Source organism: Methylobacterium sp. DB0501 (genome assembly GCF_011043735.1).
GTDB classification, from domain to species: domain Bacteria; phylum Pseudomonadota; class Alphaproteobacteria; order Rhizobiales; family Beijerinckiaceae; genus Methylobacterium; species Methylobacterium alsaeris.
The window spans coordinates 135,977-152,992 of sequence record NZ_JAAKGV010000003.1 but is presented as its reverse complement, the minus strand read 5'-3'; the positions used below and the strand labels follow the sequence as shown (position 1 = coordinate 152,992).

15 protein-coding genes and 1 pseudogene are annotated in these 17,016 nt (G+C 72.0%); 12 read left to right on the top strand and 4 right to left on the bottom strand.

What is annotated here, in order from left to right:
• Nucleotides 1-21: 21 nt before the first annotated feature.
• Nucleotides 22-1,350 (top strand): CHASE3 domain-containing protein, encoded by a 1,329-nt coding sequence (locus G4G93_RS06375; protein ID WP_165082352.1) that lies wholly within the window; start codon nt 22-24, stop codon nt 1,348-1,350.
• A gap of 73 nt (nt 1,351-1,423) precedes the next feature.
• On the opposite strand, the gene G4G93_RS06370 is transcribed toward G4G93_RS06375, so the two are convergent.
• Nucleotides 1,424-1,657 carry a GcrA family cell cycle regulator gene (locus G4G93_RS06370; protein WP_048430796.1) on the bottom strand — a complete coding sequence of 78 codons (234 nt, stop codon included), beginning with the start codon at nt 1,655-1,657 and terminating at the stop codon, nt 1,424-1,426.
• A gap of 341 nt (nt 1,658-1,998) precedes the next feature.
• Here G4G93_RS06370 and G4G93_RS06365 point away from each other — a divergent pair, with 341 nt between their 5' ends.
• From G4G93_RS06365 to G4G93_RS06355, 3 genes are all read left to right on the top strand, one after another.
• Nucleotides 1,999-3,639, top strand: a complete 1,641-nt coding sequence (locus G4G93_RS06365) for an inorganic phosphate transporter (protein WP_165082350.1) — start codon at nt 1,999-2,001, stop codon at nt 3,637-3,639.
• Between the two features lie 96 nt (nt 3,640-3,735).
• Nucleotides 3,736-4,749 (top strand): NAD-dependent epimerase/dehydratase family protein, encoded by a 1,014-nt coding sequence (locus G4G93_RS06360; protein ID WP_165082348.1) that lies wholly within the window; start codon nt 3,736-3,738, stop codon nt 4,747-4,749.
• 26 nt (nt 4,750-4,775) lie between these two features.
• The gene (locus tag G4G93_RS06355) at nt 4,776-6,059 is read left to right on the top strand and encodes a TetR/AcrR family transcriptional regulator (protein ID WP_246736584.1); all 1,284 of its coding nucleotides are present in this window, start codon (nt 4,776-4,778) and stop codon (nt 6,057-6,059) included.
• Nucleotides 6,060-6,172: 113 nt separating this feature from the next.
• Here G4G93_RS06355 and G4G93_RS06350 read toward each other — a convergent pair whose 3' ends face one another.
• A complete protein-coding gene (locus tag G4G93_RS06350) occupies nt 6,173-6,754 on the bottom strand; it encodes a cytochrome b (protein WP_246736583.1) in 582 nt (193 codons plus the stop codon).
• A 190-nt stretch (nt 6,755-6,944) separates the two neighbouring features.
• On the opposite strand from G4G93_RS06350, the gene radA reads away from it, so the two are divergent.
• The 5 genes from radA to G4G93_RS06325 all read left to right on the top strand — a co-directional run bounded on the left by radA (nt 6,945) and on the right by G4G93_RS06325 (nt 12,326).
• A complete protein-coding gene (gene radA / locus G4G93_RS06345) occupies nt 6,945-8,399 on the top strand; it encodes a DNA repair protein RadA (protein ID WP_165082346.1) in 1,455 nt (484 codons plus the stop codon).
• Between the two features lie 119 nt (nt 8,400-8,518).
• Complete coding sequence (locus G4G93_RS06340; protein WP_165082344.1) at nt 8,519-9,112, top strand: CvpA family protein; 594 nt, start codon at nt 8,519-8,521, stop codon at nt 9,110-9,112.
• A 258-nt stretch (nt 9,113-9,370) separates the two neighbouring features.
• Complete coding sequence (gene purF / locus G4G93_RS06335) at nt 9,371-10,873, top strand: amidophosphoribosyltransferase (RefSeq protein ID WP_165082342.1); 1,503 nt, start codon at nt 9,371-9,373, stop codon at nt 10,871-10,873.
• 5 nt (nt 10,874-10,878) lie between these two features.
• Nucleotides 10,879-11,637 carry an SDR family NAD(P)-dependent oxidoreductase gene (locus G4G93_RS06330; protein ID WP_165082340.1) on the top strand — a complete coding sequence of 253 codons (759 nt, stop codon included), beginning with the start codon at nt 10,879-10,881 and terminating at the stop codon, nt 11,635-11,637.
• A gap of 284 nt (nt 11,638-11,921) precedes the next feature.
• Complete coding sequence (locus tag G4G93_RS06325; RefSeq protein ID WP_165082338.1) at nt 11,922-12,326, top strand: dihydrofolate reductase; 405 nt, start codon at nt 11,922-11,924, stop codon at nt 12,324-12,326.
• Between the two features lie 153 nt (nt 12,327-12,479).
• On the opposite strand, the gene G4G93_RS06320 is transcribed toward G4G93_RS06325, so the two are convergent.
• Complete coding sequence (locus G4G93_RS06320; RefSeq protein ID WP_165082336.1) at nt 12,480-13,679, bottom strand: DUF4185 domain-containing protein; 1,200 nt, start codon at nt 13,677-13,679, stop codon at nt 12,480-12,482.
• Between the two features lie 98 nt (nt 13,680-13,777).
• On the opposite strand from G4G93_RS06320, the gene G4G93_RS06315 reads away from it, so the two are divergent.
• The 3 genes and pseudogenes from G4G93_RS06315 (at nt 13,778) to der (ending at nt 16,759) form a co-directional block, all read left to right on the top strand.
• Nucleotides 13,778-14,371, top strand: a complete 594-nt coding sequence (locus tag G4G93_RS06315) for an NnrU family protein (RefSeq protein WP_165082334.1) — start codon at nt 13,778-13,780, stop codon at nt 14,369-14,371.
• Nucleotides 14,372-14,495: 124 nt separating this feature from the next.
• Nucleotides 14,496-15,197, top strand: a pseudogene (locus G4G93_RS06310) (tetratricopeptide repeat protein); the annotation flags it as partial.
• 215 nt (nt 15,198-15,412) lie between these two features.
• On the top strand, nt 15,413-16,759 hold the full coding sequence (der, locus tag G4G93_RS06305) for a ribosome biogenesis GTPase Der (protein WP_165082332.1): 1,347 nt from the start codon (nt 15,413-15,415) through the stop codon (nt 16,757-16,759).
• A gap of 21 nt (nt 16,760-16,780) precedes the next feature.
• Here the strand turns inward: der and G4G93_RS06300 are convergent, their stop codons facing one another.
• Nucleotides 16,781-16,951 (bottom strand): hypothetical protein, encoded by a 171-nt coding sequence (locus G4G93_RS06300; protein WP_165082330.1) that lies wholly within the window; start codon nt 16,949-16,951, stop codon nt 16,781-16,783.
• Nucleotides 16,952-17,016 lie beyond the last annotated feature (65 nt).

Genomic DNA, 17,016 nt, shown 5'->3' with positions numbered 1-17,016 from the left:
CGGCGCCGGACGAGACCGCCGATGACGCCCGACCCGACGCCAGCCCTCCCGCCGCACGCGTCCCCGGCCCGCCGGCCCCTCGGCGCCCAGATCGGCCGCGTGCGCAGCCGGGCCGGGCTGACGATCGTCGGGGCGGCCCTGCTGCTGCTGGTCGGGTCCGCCAACGGCCTGCTCCTCACTTGGCAGAGCAGCGTGCAGCACCGCATCACCCACACGTTGGCGATCGACCGGATCCTGATGCAGGTGCTGGCCGACCTCCTCGACAGCGAGACCGGCCAGCGCGGCTACCTGCTGACCGGCGATCCGGCCTTCCTGGTGCCCTACACGGCCGGCCAGACCCGGATCGCCGCCGAGCTGCCGCAGCTCGAGGAGGAACTGCGCTCCTCCGCGACGCAAGAAGCCCGGATCGCCTCGTTGCGCCCCGCCATCGCCCGCAAGTTCGCCGAACTCGATCGGACCATCGCCCTCGACCGGGCCGGCGACCGCGACGGCGCCCTCGCCCTGGTGCGGGCCGGCGAGGGCAAGGCGGAGATGGACGAGATCCGCCGGATCATCGAGGCGATGCGCGCCCAGGAGGACGAACTGCTGGTGGGCTACCAGCAGCACGCCCACGGAATCGAGACGATGGTGGGGATCGGCAGCATCGTGTCCGTCGGCATCATGGCCCTGCTCGCGGTCCTGGCCCTGCGCGAGGCGTCGCGGCGGGCGGCCCTGTCGCGCTTCCTGCCGGCGGAGCTGGCGCCGCTGCTGGAACGTGGCGGCAGCATGGATCAGGTCGGCGGCCTGCGGCTCGGCGAGCGACGGCACGCGGCCATCGCCTTCGTCGACATGCGCGGCTCGACGACGATCGCCGAGCGCGCCGACCCCGAGACGGTGGCGATGCTGGTGACGGGTTTTCGCCGCTGCGTCGCCCAGGCCGCCCGCGAGACCGGAGGCGTGATCGACAAGTTCATGGGCGACGGCGCCCTGGTGGTGTTCGGCGTGCCCGAGGCACGCGCGGAGGCCGCCGCCCAGGCGCTGGCCTTCTCGACCCGGCTCGAGGCCCTGGTGGCCGCATGGAATGCCGGCTCGGGCCAGGACCCGGTGCGGATCGGCATCGGGGTCCATTGCGGCGAGGTGTTCGTCGGCGTGGTCGGCGACGACGACCGGCTCGAATTCACGGTGCTGGGGGACGCGGTCAACGTCGCGGCCCGGCTGGAGCAGGCAACCAAGACCTTCGCGACCACCACGCTGGTGTCGCAGGCTGCCCTCGACGCGGCCCGCGCCTCGGGCGCGGAATGGCGCGAGGTCAGCCGCTCCGCGTTACGCGGCCGGCAGGAGGCGTTCCCGATCTACGGCCGGGCCGCCTGACGCCCGGACGACCGGGGAGCGTGACGGGCCGAGGAACGACGCGGGACGGGGTAGCGGTCCCGGCCGACCTCTGCTATCGCAGCCGCCCCGGGCGGGTCGGCTCGAATACGATCCGGCGGTGGAAGGCGCACCAGCTCTTTCCATCCTGCACCGGCGCGCCGCAGCAGACCGCACGGTCGTTCGGCTCGCCGATGATGAACTTGCACACGAAGGCGCCCGACTGGGCGAAAGGAACCCGGAGACTCGGGGAGGGCTCCTCGACGGCGTCTGCGGTCACGATATGCGACATGCGCACGAGCTGGTTCATCGGGTACTGACTCGCTGGCTTTCCGCCACCCTCGACCAGAAGGGCGCCGGGCCGGTTCGGTGCGGGCGGATCCGCCGACGACGAATCGCCGGGAGACCCACGCCTCTGGGACCCGTGCCCCTGTGACCCGAATGCACGCGTCGCAGGGGCAGCGGTGATCGGACGAATTTGGGGTTGCATCACGCAGAACGCAAGCCCCTTAGGCATTTACACCGGGTTTTCGACAGCCGCGACGGCCCCGGGGAGGCAGCCCCCCGCATTCGTCGCATTCATCGACTTGCCATCCGGCCGTCCTATGTTTGGCAAGGCGCCGTCACGGCGAGTTTTCCGGTGGGTCCCCTATGTCCGATGCCGCTCTCGCCCCCGGCCGCTCCGGCGCGGCGCTTGGTCACGGCAGCCCGCGGTTCGATCGCCGCCTGCATCCGGCGGCGACCATGGCGTTCCTGGCGGTGCTGGCCGCGGGCCTGGCCTACGCCGGCACCAACCTCGTCGCCGACATGCACCGGGCCGGGCAGCCGCCGCTCGCCGTCGGGGCCTTCGCGCTGCTCGGCCTCGCCCTGCTGATCGCGCTCGCCTTCGAGTTCGTGAACGGCTTCCACGACACCGCCAACGCCGTGGCGACGGTGATCTACACCCATTCGATGCCGCCCCTCGTGGCGGTGATCTGGTCCGGCGCCTTCAACTTCCTCGGTGTCATGGCCTCGACCGGGGCGGTGGCCTACAGCGTCGTGACCCTGCTGCCGGTGGAGCTGATCCTGCAGGTCGGCTCGGGCGCCGGCTACGCGATGATCTTCGCGCTGCTCATCGCCGCCATCGTGTGGAACCTCGGCACCTGGGCGCTCGGCCTGCCGAACTCGTCCTCGCACGCGCTGATCGGCTCGGTGATCGGGGTCGGCCTCGCCAACCAGCTGATGGCGCCCGGCCACGCCGCCTCCGGCGTCGCCTGGCGGCAGGCGGCGAGCGTGCTCGAATCGCTGCTGTTCAGCCCCCTCGTCGGCTTCGTCTGCGCCGCCGGCCTGCTGCTGGTGCTCAAGCGCACGGTGCGCCGGCCCGAGCTCTACCGGGCGCCCGAGGGCGAGGCGCCGCCGCCGCTCTGGATCCGCGGCGTCCTGATCCTCACCTGCACCGGCGTGTCCTTCGCCCATGGCGGCAACGACGGCCAGAAGGGCATGGGGCTGATCATGCTGATCCTGATCGGCGCCGCCCCGACCGCCTACGCGCTCAACCGCACCATGCCGGATTCGAGCACGCCGGCCTTCGTGCAAGGCTCGCAGGGAGCGAGCCGCGTCTTCCGCGACCATGCCGGACAGGCCCCGGTCCCCGATGCGGCCCGCGCCCGCGCCACGGTCGGCGAAGCGCTGAAGGCGGAGGCACCGGCCAAGGCGCTCGCCACGCCGGACACCCTCGCGGCGCTCGCCGGCCTCGCCGACGACATCGCCGCGCAGGTGAAGAATTACGGCGCCATCCGGCACGTGCCGGCGGAGGCGACGCCGAACCTGCGCGCCGACATGTACCTCGCCGGCGACGCGGTGCGCCTGCTCACCGGCGACACGTCGCCCTTCGGCGACGCCGAGAAGAAGACCCTCGGCGAGTACCGGCACACCCTCGACGACGGCACCCGCTACATCCCGACCTGGGTCAAGGTCGTGGTCGCCCTGGCGCTCGGCCTCGGCACGATGGTCGGCTGGAAGCGGATCGTCGTCACGGTCGGCGAGCGCATCGGCAAGCAGCACCTCACCTACGCGCAGGGCGCGTCCGCCGAGGCGGTCGCCGCCGGCACGATCGGGCTCGCCGAGGCCTACGGCCTGCCGGTCTCGACCACCCACATCCTGTCGAGCGGCGTCGCCGGCACGATGTGGGCCAACGGCACCGGCCTGCAGATGGCGACGGTGCGCAACCTGGCGCTCGCCTGGATCCTGACCCTGCCGGCGGCGATCACGCTGGCGGGGGTGCTGTACTGGCTGTTGCGGCAGGTGTTCTGAGCCCGGGGTTCCGAGCCGCGTCGCACTGGCAACCCGCCCCCCACCGGTGTAACCGCCCCGGGCGGGCGCTTTTTCGTCCCGCGCCAGGGACCCGCCATGCGCTTCCTCGTGACAGGCACGGCCGGCTTCATCGGCTTCCACCTCGCCCGCCGCCTGCTCCGGGCCGGCCACGAGGTGGTGGGGGTCGACGGGCTGACCGACTACTACGACGTCGCCCTGAAGCGGGCCCGGCTGGCGCAGCTGGATGCCCTGCCCGGCTTCTCGTCGCACGAATTCCTGCTGGAGGAGCCCGGCGCCTTCATGGCGCTGATGGCCGGGACGCGGCCCGACATGGTGGTGCACCTCGCCGCGCAGGCCGGGGTGCGCTACAGCCTGGAGCACCCGGAGGCCTACGTTTCGGGCAATGTCGTCGGCACCTTCCAGGTCCTGGAGGGCTGCCGGGCGCATCCGGTGCGCCACCTGCTCTTCGCCTCGACCTCCTCGGCCTATGGCGGCAACCGGAGCGTGCCGTTCCACGAGACCGACCGGGCGGTGTGGCCGCTCACCATCTACGCCGCCTCGAAGCTCGCCGGCGAGGCGATGGCGCATTCCTACGCCCATCTCTGGAGGATCCCGACCACCGCGTTCCGGTTCTTCACCGTCTACGGGCCGTGGGGCCGGCCCGACATGGCGTTGTTCCTGTTCACCCGGAAGATCCTGGCCGGCGAGCCGATCGAGGTCTACGACCACGGTCGCGCGGTGCGGGACTTCACCTATATCGACGACCTCGTCGAGAGCATCACCCGGCTGATCGATGCCCCCCCTCCCCCGCCCGGGGCGGCGCCGGTCTCGGCGGCCGACACCCTGAGCCCGGTCGCGCCCTACCGGATGGTCAATATCGGCGGCGGCCGGCCGGTGAGCGTCGCGGCGATGCTCGACGCCCTGGAGGCCGCACTCGGCCGGAAGGCGGTCCGTCACCTGCGCGACCTGCCGCCGGGCGACGTCGAGCGCACGGAAGCGAGCACCGACCTCCTGCGCGACCTCGTCGGCTACGTGCCGGCGACGCCGCTCGCGGCCGGCATCCCGGCCTTCGTCGCGTGGTACCGGGAGCATTACGGCATGACCGCGTGACCATTGTCTTGGAGCGCCGTCTTGTCATGGCGCCCGCGACAGTGCTCAATCCCCCCATGCCCCACAGCCTCGATCCCGAGACCGTGCCCGCCCCGGAGCCGGCGCCGCGCCAGACCCGGCGCTACGCCCAGAAGCGCGACGCGATCCTCCACGCCGCCGCCGCCCTGATCAACGAAGCCGGCGTGAAGGGCACCACGCTCGCCGACGTCGCCCGCAGCGTCGGGCTGATGACGAACAGCGTGACCTATTACTACCGCCGCAAGGAGGACCTGGCGGCGGCCTGCTTCCTGCACACGATCGGGGTGCTCGACGGGCTGGTCGCCCGGGCCGAGGCGGCGCCCGACGGGCCGGCGCGGCTCGCCCGCCTCCTCGACCTCGTCGTCGCCCACCGGGCCGCGATGGCGGCCGGCGAGGAGCCGGACATCGCCGTGCTCAACGACGTGCGGGCCCTGCCGGCGCCCCAGGCCGAGAGCGTGTTCTCGGCCTACAACGCCCTGTTCCGCCGCCTGCGCGGCTGGTTCGACGAGGACGGCCTCGATCGGGCCGACCGGAACGCCCGCACCCACCTGCTGCTCTCGGTGATGCACTCGACCCGGCTGTGGATCCACCGCTACGAGCCGCGGGACTACGCCCGGGCCGGGGCGCGCATGGCCGACCTCCTCACCCGCGGCATGGCGGCGCCCGGCTCAGGGTGGCGCCCGGGCCTGCTGCCCGAACAGGCACCGCCGGAGGAGAGCGAGGTGTCGCCGGAGGCGTTCCTTCGCGCGGCCACGATCTTGATCAACCAGCAGGGCTATCGCGGCGCCTCGGTGGAGAAGATCTCCGGCCTCCTCAAGGTCACGAAGGGCTCGTTCTACCACCACAACGACAACAAGGACGACCTCGTCGCCAATTGCTTCGCCCGCAGCTTCGCCCAGATCCGGGCGGTGCAGGACGCGGCGGATGCGGGCGGCGGGACCGGCTGGGAGAGGATCTGCACCGCCTCGGCGACCCTGGTGCGCAGCCAGCTCGGCCCCGGCGGTCCGCTTCTGCGCGTCACCGCCTTCAGCGCTCTGCCGGAGGCGCTGCGCACCGAGACGCGGCGCACCATGAACCGCCTGACCGAGCGCTTCGGCTTCTGCCTCGTCGACGGCATGGCCGACGGCTCGGTGCGCCCGCTCGATGCCGGCATCGCGGCGCAGCTGGTGTCGAGCATGGTGAACGCGGCCGCCGAGCTGCCGGCCTGGGTGCCGGGGGTGACACCGGACAACGCGGCGGACCTCTATGCGCGGCCGTTGTTCCTGGGGCTGTTCGCGCCGGCGGCGCGGTGAGCGCGGATCGATCGGCTCTACGGGACGGCCATCCGCCCTCGCATTCCGGGGCCGCGGAAGCGGAGTCCGGAACGACCCGGAGGCGGTGAGATCCGGTCATGCGCGTGACGGACTCACCCCCCGACCGCCCGCCGCGGCCACATCCGCCCCATCACCTCGTCGCGCCGGATCCAGGCGTGCCAGGCCACCGCCAGGACGTGGAGGCCGAGCACGATCCCGACGCCCCAGGCGATCCAGTAATGGGCAGTGTACCCGCTCGCCGACAACGCCTTGTCGACCGGCACGAGGCGCGGGAACGAGAACAGCCCGAACCACGGCAGGCCGTAGCCGCCCGCCGCCGAGTAGACGTAGCCGCTGACCGGCAGGAGCAGCATCAGGGCGTAGAGGGTGAGATGCGCGGCCTTCGCCGCCAGATGGGCGGAGCGGGAGGGCGGGGCGCGATAGGCCGGCTCGCCGGCGATCAGCCGCCAGACGACGCGCAACGGCAGGAGCAGCAGCACCGTCAGCCCGATCGACTTGTGGATGTCGAGGATCTCGCGCCGCGGCGAGGTGCCGGGGACCTGCCAGGCGGCGTAGATGCCCAGCGCCAGCCCGACGAGGATCAGCACCGCCATCAGCCAGTGGAAGCCGCGCTGCGCGCGGTCGTAGGTGTAGGTGTCAGCGTCGGTTTCACCGGCCCGGGCCATCGTGCGCATCCATCGTCGAATGACGGCCGAGCTGTCGCGCGCGATTGGGACGCGAGCGCGGCGGGTTCGTTTCCGAACCGTCGCTCGGGCGAACCGGGCCCGGTTGCAACGATCAGCTCCTCGGGACATATCAGGAACGCCCGCAGACCCATCTGACGGAGGCCGGCGCGCGGCCTCACCACCCGGAGATCCGCCGCCGATGGCGAAGAACCATCAGACCTTCGCCTGCCAGTCCTGCGGTGCGGTCTACAACCGCTGGCGCGGGCGCTGCGAGGCCTGCAACGGCTGGAACACGATCGTCGAGGAGACGGGGGCCGCGAGCCCGGTCGCCGGCCCGGTCGCGACCCGGCCGAGCCGGGCGCGCGGCCGGATCTTCCCGCTCGAAGGCCTCACCGGCGAGGTCAAGGAGGCGCCCCGCACCTCGTCCGGTATCGCCGAGCTCGACCGGGTGACGGGCGGCGGCTTCGTGCGCGGCTCGGTGATCCTGCTCGGCGGCGATCCCGGCATCGGCAAGTCGACGCTGCTGATGCAGGCCTCCGCGGCGCTGGCGAAACGGGCCGAGCGCGTCGCCTACATCTCGGGCGAGGAGGCGGTGGGCCAGGTGCGGCTGCGGGCCGAGCGGCTGGGTCTCGCGAACGCGCCGGTGGAACTCGCCGCCGAGACCAACGTGGAAGACATCATCGCCACCCTGAGCCAGGGCAAGCCGCCGGCGCTCGCGATCATCGACTCGATCCAGACGATGTGGACCGAGACGGTGGAATCGGCCCCCGGCACGGTGACCCAGGTGCGCGGCTCGGCCCAGAGCCTGATCCGCTTCGCCAAGACCTCGGGCACCGCCGTGATCCTGGTCGGCCACGTCACCAAGGACGGGCAGATCGCCGGGCCGCGGGTGGTCGAGCACATGGTCGACGCGGTGGCCTCGTTCGAGGGCGACCAGGGCCACCATTTCCGCATCCTGCGCGCGGTGAAGAACCGTTTCGGCCCCACCGACGAGATCGGGGTGTTCGAGATGACGGACGGGGGCCTGGCCGAGGTGCCGAACCCCTCGGCCCTGTTCCTCGCCGGGCGCGACCTCGCGGCGCCCGGCACCGCGGTCTTCGCCGGGATGGAGGGCACGCGGCCCCTCCTCGTCGAGATCCAGGCCCTGGTGGCCCCCTCGGCGCTCGGCATGCCGCGGCGCGCCGTGGTCGGGTGGGATCCGAACCGCCTGTCGATGGTGCTGGCGGTGCTGGAGGCCCATGGCGGCATCCGCTTGGGCGGCCACGACGTCTACCTCAACGTCGCGGGCGGCTTGCGCATCAGCGAGCCCGCCGCCGACCTCGCGGTGGCGGCGGCCCTGGTCTCCTCGCTCTCGGGCGCGGCCCTGCCGTCGGACGCGGTGTATTTCGGCGAGGTCGGCCTGTCGGGGGCGATCCGGCCGGTGGCGCAGGCGCCGGCGCGGCTGAAGGAGGCGCAGAAGCTCGGCTTCGCCAAGGCGCTGATGCCGCAGGGCCGCGAAGGAGCCGGGCGCGACGGGTCCGGGACGGGGTTCCCGGCCGAGTCCCTGCGCCACATCGCCGACCTCGTGGCGGGGGTGGCGGCCAGCGGCAGGCCGGTCCGCGGCGGGCGGCGCCAGCAGCAGCGGCTGCCGGCCTATGACGACGAGGATGTCTGAGCGGAAGAGGCCTGCCAGCGCGAGGGTGACGGATCGGATCCGGCAGCGTATACAAACCCCGCGGTGAAGGGCAGCCGCGACCCCGAGGCAACGCTCCCGCCCCCGAACCGTTCCTGCAGATGCCGTTCTCCGTTCTCGATCTCGTCGTACTGGGTGTCGTCGTCATCTCCGCGTTGCTCGCGGCGGTGCGGGGCTTCACCCGCGAGGTTCTGGCGATCGTGGCCTGGGTCGCGGCGGCCGGCCTCGCCTGGTACCTGCACCCGCTGCTGCTGCCCACCGTGAAGCAGCACGTCTCCAGCGACACCGTCTCGCTGGTCGTCTCGATCGCCGCGATCTTCCTCGTCACCCTGCTGGTGGTCTCGGTGATCACCGTGAAGATCTCCGACCTGATCCTCGATTCGCGCATCGGCGCCGTCGACCGCAGCCTCGGCCTCGCCTTCGGCGCCGGGCGCGGGTTCCTGATCTGCGTCATCGGCTGGGTGTTCCTGGCCTGGCTGGTCCAGGGCAAGGTGCCGGACTGGGCGCAGCAGGCCCGCAGCCGCGAGATCCTGGAGAATAGCGGCCAGAAGCTGGTGGCGATGCTGCCGGACAATCCGGAAGGCCTGCTCAAGCAGTTCCGCAAGCCGAAGCCCGAGACCGATCCGGGCACCGACGCGCCGGCGGAGGCCGATACCCCGCCCCAGCGCCGGACCGACGCCACCCCGCGTCGCTGAACGGACACGAAACGGACCGGGACACCGGACCGGCGTCCTTTGCATGTGAGATACGCCGCGCAACGCGCATCTGCCGCCTTGGTTCCGCTCGCGGCAGCGACTACATAGCCGGCGCGAGGTCAAAAATCGGACGCTCCATGGCGACGACCCCATGGCCGACACCCGACCTCGCGGGCGAATCAGGCCCGCGCGGCTAACGGGTGCGCGGGGTCGGCGAGGCGAGGCCGTGCGGTGACCGGCCACCAGGGGCTTCTCATCATGTCAGCACGCAGCGAAACCTTCCGGGGCGCGCCCGGGGCGAGCGAGGCGTTCGGCGGCGATCTCGACCTCGACGGCGATACCCTGCGCGAAGAGTGCGGCGTCTTCGGCATCTACGGTCATCCCGACGCCGCCGCGATCGTGGCGCTCGGCCTCCACGCCCTGCAGCATCGCGGCCAGGAGGCGGCCGGCATCGTGTCGTTCGACGGCCGGGTGTTCCATTCCGAGCGCCGCATGGGCCTCGTCGGCGATTCGTTCTCCGACCTCGCCACGATCGAGCGCCTGAAGGGCCAGACCGCGATCGGCCACGTCCGCTACTCGACCACCGGCGAGACGATCCTGCGCAACGTGCAGCCGCTCTTCGCCGAGCTGGAGACCGGCGGCCTCTCGGTCGCCCATAACGGCAACCTGACCAACGGCCTCCTGCTGCGCCGCCAGCTGGTGCGCGACGGCGCGATCTGCCAGTCGACCTCCGACACCGAGGCGATCCTCCACCTCGTCGCCCGCTCGCGCCACGTGCGCATCGTCGACCGGGTGATGGATGCGCTGCGCCAAATCGAGGGCGCCTACGCCCTCGTGATGATGACGAACAAGAAGCTGATCGGCGCCCGCGATCCCCTCGGCATCCGCCCTTTGGTCCTGGGCGAGCTCGACGGCCGCTACATCCTGGCCTCCGAGACCTGCGCCCTCGACATCATCGGCGCCCGCTTCGTGCGCGACGTCGAGAACGGCGAGATGGTGGTGATCTCCGAGGACGGCATCGAGTCGATCCGCTTCGCCCGGGCGCAAGCCCTGCGCCCCTGCATCTTCGAGTACATCTACTTCGCCCGTCCCGATTCGATCGTGAACGGCAAGAACGTTTATTCGGTCCGCAAGAACATCGGCGTCGAGCTGGCGCGGGAATCCGCGGCCGAGGCCGACATCGTGATCCCGGTGCCGGATTCCGGCGTGCCGGCGGCGCTCGGCTACGCCCAGGAGACCGGGCTGCCCTACGAGCTCGGGATCATCCGCAACCACTATGTCGGCCGCACCTTCATCCAGCCGACCCAGTCGGTGCGCGAGCTCGGCGTGCGGATGAAGCACTCGGCCAACCGCGCGGCGGTCGAGGGCAAGCGGATCGTGCTGGTCGACGACAGCCTGGTGCGCGGCACCACCTCGGTGAAGATCGTCCGGATGATGCGCGAGGCCGGCGCCCGCGAGGTGCATTTCCGCATCGCCTCGCCGCCGATCACCCATCCCGACTTCTACGGCATCGACACGCCGGAGAAGGAGAAGCTGCTCGCCGCCACCCACGACCTCGAGAGCATGCGCCGCTACATCGGCGCCGACTCGCTGGCCTTCCTGTCGATCGGCGGTCTCTACCGGGCGATGGGGGAGGAGAGCCGCGACGCGGCCTGCCCGCAATACACCGACCATTGCTTCACCGGCGACTACCCGACGCCGCTGACCGACCTCGCCGTCGCCTCGCCGCGCCAGATGGCGATCCTCGCCGAGGCCGACTGACAACCATGTCCGACTCCCTTCTCCCCCCCAAGCCCCTGGCGAACCGCATCGCGGTCGTCACGGGAGCGTCGCGCGGCATCGGCCGCGCGGCCGCCCTGGCGCTCGCCGAGGCCGGCGCCCACGTCATCGCGGTCGCCCGCACCCAGGGCGCGCTGGAGGAACTCGACGATTCCGTGCGGGCGGCGGGCGGCTCCGCCACCCTGGTCCCCCTCGACCTGTGCGACTACGACGCCATCGACCGCCTCGGCGCCGCGATCCACGAGCGCTGGGGCCGGCTCGACGTGCTCGTCGGCAATGCCGGCGTGCTCGGCAAGCTGATGCCGCTCGGCCACGTCGACCCGAAGGTCTGGGCCAACGTGATGGACGTCAACGTCACGGCGAACTGGCGCCTGATCCGCTCCCTCGACCCGCTGCTGCGGCGCTCTGAGGCCGGGCGGGCGGTGTTCGTCACCTCCGGCGCGGCCTCGTCGTGCCGCGCCTATTGGGGGCCCTACTCCGTGTCGAAGGCGGCGCTCGAGGCGATGGTGCGCACCTACGCCGCCGAGACCGCGACCACGCCGGTGCGTACGATGCTGCTCAATCCCGGCCCCCTGCGCACCGCGATGCGCAAGGCCGCGATGCCGGGCGAGGATCCCGACACCTTGCGCACGCCCGAGGACCTGGCGCCCCACATCGTCCGCCTGGCGAGCCCGGACTGGACCGAGAGCGGTGCGATCTTCGACTTCCCGACCGGCCGGGTGCTGACGCCGCAGAAGCCGGCCTGACCGGGGCGCAGGGCACGTCGAAGACGAACGAGGCGGGGTTCCTCCTTCCGGATCGGGAGGACGGCCCCGCCTTCTTCGTGTCCGACGCCGCGTTCGAGCCCCATCGCCCGCCTCCGGCGAGCGTGGCGCGAGTCCCTGCGCTCGCCGCGCCGGCTTGTGGATACCGGTCCGGAAGGAATCTTCCGGCGACGGCACGACAGGTCCGGCTGGCCGGGCATCGGCCCGCGGGTTATCAGGCGGAAGCGACGGCCCGCGGGGCCTCGGCTCCGGGGGGCGTTTTTCCGATGATCGACGTGCGGGCGATGTGCGCCATCGGGCAGCGGGGCCAGCTCGGCCTGCACGGGCGGCTGCCCTGGGAGGGCAACGCCGATCCGCTCTACGTCGAGGACGTGACGCGGTTCTTCGCCGTGACGCAGGGCCACGTGCTGATCGCCGGCCCGAAGACCATCGAGGCGGTGCCGGACTTTGCCTACAAGGACCGCACCATCGCGATCATCCGCTCGCACGAGGACCCGCGGGCGGTGCTGGCGCGCTATCCCGGCCGGCGGATCTATGTCGGCGGCGGGATCGCGGTCTGGAACGTCTACGCCCCGTTCATCCAGCAATGGGACATCACCCGCCTGCCCTATGACGGCGAGGCCGACCGGTGGTTCGACCCGGCCTGGCTGGTGGGGCGGGGACGGGATTGATGCCGCGCAGCGTCTGAGCGAAGCCGGACTCCGCCTTTCCTTCCCCCGACGGGACCCGCCCTGGGGCCCGCCACGTGATCGAAATCGCAGGAGCGAAGGCGGTTTTGCAGGTGCTCTCGGTCGAACGAGCCCTTGGAACCCGCCTGAGCCCCCTCACGGCCACACCTTGATCGCCACCGGTCGCCGCACGAGGTCGCGGTCCGAGGTGACCTCGCAGCCCTTGGTCTTCAGCGTCACGTAGAACAGCGTCGCGGTGTCGCCGACGGTGTCGAAGTTGCGGCCGGGGGCGGAGGGATCGATGAGCGAGGGGTAGCTGACCAGTTCCCCGCCCGACGTGCAGGGATCGTCGTAGAGCGTCGGCCCGGCGATGAGGAGGCGCGGCGCGTCCCAGCTCTTGAGGTCGCGCGACGTGCTCCAGTAGATCCCGGATCGCGAAAAGACGCCGCCGGCGGCGGCCTGGAACACCGCGATCCAGGCGCCGGTGGCGCGGTGGCGGCTCACCGAGCCGACCGGGGCCGGGAACGGCGCCACCGGGGCGCAGGCGCCGGACGGTGTCGCGCCCTTGAGGTAGGGATTGGGGAAGCGGGCGGTGAAGTCCCGCCCGTCGAAGGCGCGCCAGCGGGCGGGATCGGAGGCGTCGTCGCTGCGGAACAGGCAGACGCCGAAGGGCTGGCCCGCCCAGCCGGTGGTCGAGGCGTAGAAGTAGCGGTAGCGCCCGTCGGAAAAGATGTTGGAGGGGTTGAAGAACCCGCGGTGGCGGCCCTGCTCGGCCTCCTGGCGGAAGGGGGCGGCCGCGACCACGGTCGGCGGCACGGTGCGGGTGAAGCTCTGCCCGCCGTCGGAGGAGCGGGCGGCCAGCACGGCATTGTACCAGCAGGCGAGCGCGCCGCTGGTGCGGCAGCGGCCGTGATCGTCGGCGTGGTACTCCTCGTGCAGCAGCGCCTCGACGTGCTTGCCGTCCTCGGTCCAGGTGGCGGCGATCCAGGAGCGGTCGTCGAAGGCCTCGGGCTCCGGCTTGAAGGCGGAGTCGAGCACCACCCGGCAATCGAGCGTCAAACCGTCGAAGTCGCGGCCGCGGAAGGCACGGTTGCGATAATGCATGCCGAACAGGGCGATCCCGCCCTGCGCGTCGCGGAAGGCGCGGGCGGGGGCGTCCGGCACGTCGTGCCCGTCGCAGGCGTCGCGGCCGGCCTCGAACACGATGCGGGGCGGGCCGACCAGGGTCAGGGCCGAGAGCGGCGGTTCCTTGGGGGGAGATTCCCTGAGGGGAGATCGCCCGGGCGCGGAGTCCCTGGCCCCGACGGCCGTCGCGACCGCGACGCAGAGACACGCGAGGAGGAGGCGAAGCGGCATGCGGCATCCCTGGACTCGGGCTTCGACCCTGCTCCAGAGTGCTTGAGGCTTGCTTGCGGGATTCCGCGAATCCGGCCGCCCTCGTGAAGGTTTCCCCGATGCTGCTCCTGCTCGCCGGCCTCGTGCTGTTCCTCGGCACCCACGCCTTCACGATGCTGCGCGGGCCCCGCGCCGCCCTGATCGGGCGGGTCGGAGAGGGCCCCTACAAGATCGGCTACTCGGTCCTCTCGCTCCTCGGCCTCGTGCTGCTCGGCTACGGCTACGGCCAGTACCGGGCCCACGGCTATATCGAGGTGTGGTCGCCGCCGGTCTGGACCCGGCACCTCGCGCTGCTGCTGGTGCTCGTCGCCTTCATCTGCTTCGTCGCCGCCTACCTGCCGGGTCGGATCAAGACCCGGCTCAAGCATCCGATGCTGCTCGGCGTGAAGATCTGGGCCACCGCGCATCTCCTCGCCAACGGCGATCTCGGCTCGATCGTCCTGTTCGGGGCGATCCTGGCCTGGGCGGTGATGGCCCGGATCAGCGCCAAACGCCGGGACGAGGTGAAGCCGCATGGCGGCCCCGTGGCCGCGCCGGCGGGCTGGCGCAACGACGCGCTCGCCGTGGTGATCGGGGTCGCGGCCTGGTTCGTGTTCGCCCGGGTGCTGCATCCGTGGCTGATCGGCGTCGCGGTGTGGCCGGGCCAGGCGTGAGCCGTTCTGCCGATCCGGTCCCTCGCCGGGACTGACTTCCCGCCGGGACTGTGCTACGCGACCGGCCCTGTCGCACGGTCGCGGCGAAGAGCCCTCCAGGTCCCTGCTGGCGGCGAGCCCGGATATCATGAGCGAGAACGAGTTCATCCGCGAGGTCAACGACGAGTACCGGCGCGACCGCCTGGCCCAGATCTGGTCGCGCTACAGCGGCGTGTTCATCGGTCTCGCGGTGCTGGTGGTGCTGGGTGTCGGCGGCTGGCGCTACTGGCAGCACGCGCAGGCCCAGCAGGCCGAAGCCGCGAGCCTGCGCTTCGAGGAGGCCCTGCGCCGCGCCAAGGACGGCACGCCGGAGGATGCCGAGAAGGCCTTCGCGGGCGTCGCCGCCGAGGCGCCGTTCGGCTACCGCCTGCTGGCGCGCCTGCGCGCCGCGGCGGAGGCCGGCAAGGCCGATCCGGCCGCCGGCGCCAAGGCCTACGCGGCCATCGCCGACGACACCGCCGTCGGCCCGGCCCTGCGGGACCTCGCCCGCCTGCGCGGCGCGCTGCTCCTCGTCGACAAGGACGACGCCACCGCGCTGAACACGCTCCAGAGCCTCGCCGCCCCGACGAGCGCCTTCCGCCACACCGCCCGCGAGACGCTGGGCCTCGTGGCGCTCAAGAAAGGCGACTACGAGGGCGCCGGGCGCTGGTTCGACCAGATCGCCGCCGACCGCGAGACCCCCGCCGGCCTGCGCCAGCGGCTCGAGATCTATGTCGGCCTGGTGGCCGGCGGTCCCGTGCAGGTGACCGAGGCGGCGGCGCAGGCTCCGGCCGCGCCGCGGCCGCCGACCCTCCTCGGGACGCCGGCGCCCGAGCACGAGGCCGGCGATCACGATTCCCAGAAGGACGGGGCCCGGACTCCCGGATCGGACGAGGACGCGCCGGCTCCCGCGCCGACGCGCTAGAAATCCCCGTAGCGCGGGACTTCTCCGTCCCGCATCATCATGACAGGGCGGCGCGCCTCGCGGCGTGCCCGCCCGCTGCTATTTTCAGGAAGACCTCCATGTCGATGCCCATCGTCGCGATCGTCGGGCGTCCCAACGTCGGCAAGTCGACGCTGTTCAACCGCCTCGTCGGCCGCAAGCTGGCGCTCGTCGACGACCGGCCGGGCGTGACCCGCGACCGGCGCGAGGGCGACGTGCGCCTCGGCCACCTGCGCTTCCGCATCCTCGACACCGCCGGGCTGGAGGAGGCCGAGGCCGATTCGCTCGCCGGCCGCATGCGCGCCCAGACCGAGGCCGCCATCGCCGAGGCCGACGCGGTCCTGTTCGTGATCGACGCCCGCGCCGGCCTGCTGCCGGCCGACCAGCCCTTCGCCGAGCTGGTCCGCCGGGCCGACAAGCCCGTCATCCTGCTGGCCAACAAGGCCGAGGGCGGGGCCGGCATGGCCGGCGCCTACGAGGCCTTCGCGCTGGGCCTCGGCGATCCGGTGCCGGTCTCGGCCGAGCACGGCGAGGGTCTGGGCGACCTCCTCGACGCGCTGGAAGCGGTGCTGCCGGAGCAGGACGACGAGGACGACGAGGAGGGGGGCGAGGGCAAGCCGCTCAAGGTCGCGATCGTCGGCCGCCCGAATGCCGGCAAGTCGACGCTGATCAACCGGATGCTCGGCGAGGAGCGGCTGCTCGTCGGCCCCGAGGCCGGCATCACCCGCGATTCGATCTCGCTCGACTGGGAGTGGCGCGGTCGCCGGATCAAGCTGCACGACACCGCCGGCATGCGCCGCCGCGCCCGGATCGACGACAAGCTGGAGAAGCTCGCGGTCTCGGACGGGTTGCGGGCGGTGCGCTTCGCGGAAGTGGTGGTGGTGCTCCTCGACGCGACGATCCCGTTCGAGAAGCAGGACCTCACCATCGTCGACCTCGTCGAGTCGGAGGGGCGCGCCCTCGTCATCGGCCTCAACAAGTGGGACCTCGTCGCCGATCAGCAGGGCCTGCTGAAGGAGCTCAAGGAGAAGGCGACCCGCCTGCTGCCGCAGGTGCGCGGCGCCGCGGTGGTGCCGCTCTCGGGTCTCGCCGGCGAGGGCGTCGACCGGCTGATGCACGCGGTGGTCTCGACCGCCGAGGTGTGGAACCGCCGCGTCTCGACCGCCAAGATCAACCAGTGGCTGAGCGAGGCGACGCAGGCCAACCCGCCGCCGGCGGTGTCCGGCCGGCGCATCAAGATCCGCTACGCCACCCAGGTGAAGGCACGCCCGCCGCACTTCGCCCTGTTCGGCAACCAGCTCGACGCGCTGCCAAAATCCTACACCCGCTACCTCGTCAACAGCCTGCGCGAGGCCTTCGACCTGCCGGGCGTACCGATCCGCCTGTCGCTCCGGACCTCGAAGAACCCGTTCGACAAGAGCGAGTAGCGGGACAGGGCGGGAGGCCGCTCAGCGCGGCCTCTGGTCGGCGGGAAGGTTGCGGGCGTAGGCCTCGCGCTCCTCCTTCTCGCGGATCAGCTTCTCGTAGGCGGCCTTGGCCTCGGGCGAGACCGTGAGGGTGCGGGCCTGGGCGGACTTGCGCTTGGGCGCACGCTTGAACCGGTCGGTGGATTCGCTCATCGCTGACAGCCCCCGTTCTGACTGGTTACGACCGCGTTTACCGCGTTCATCGCGTCTTGGCGACC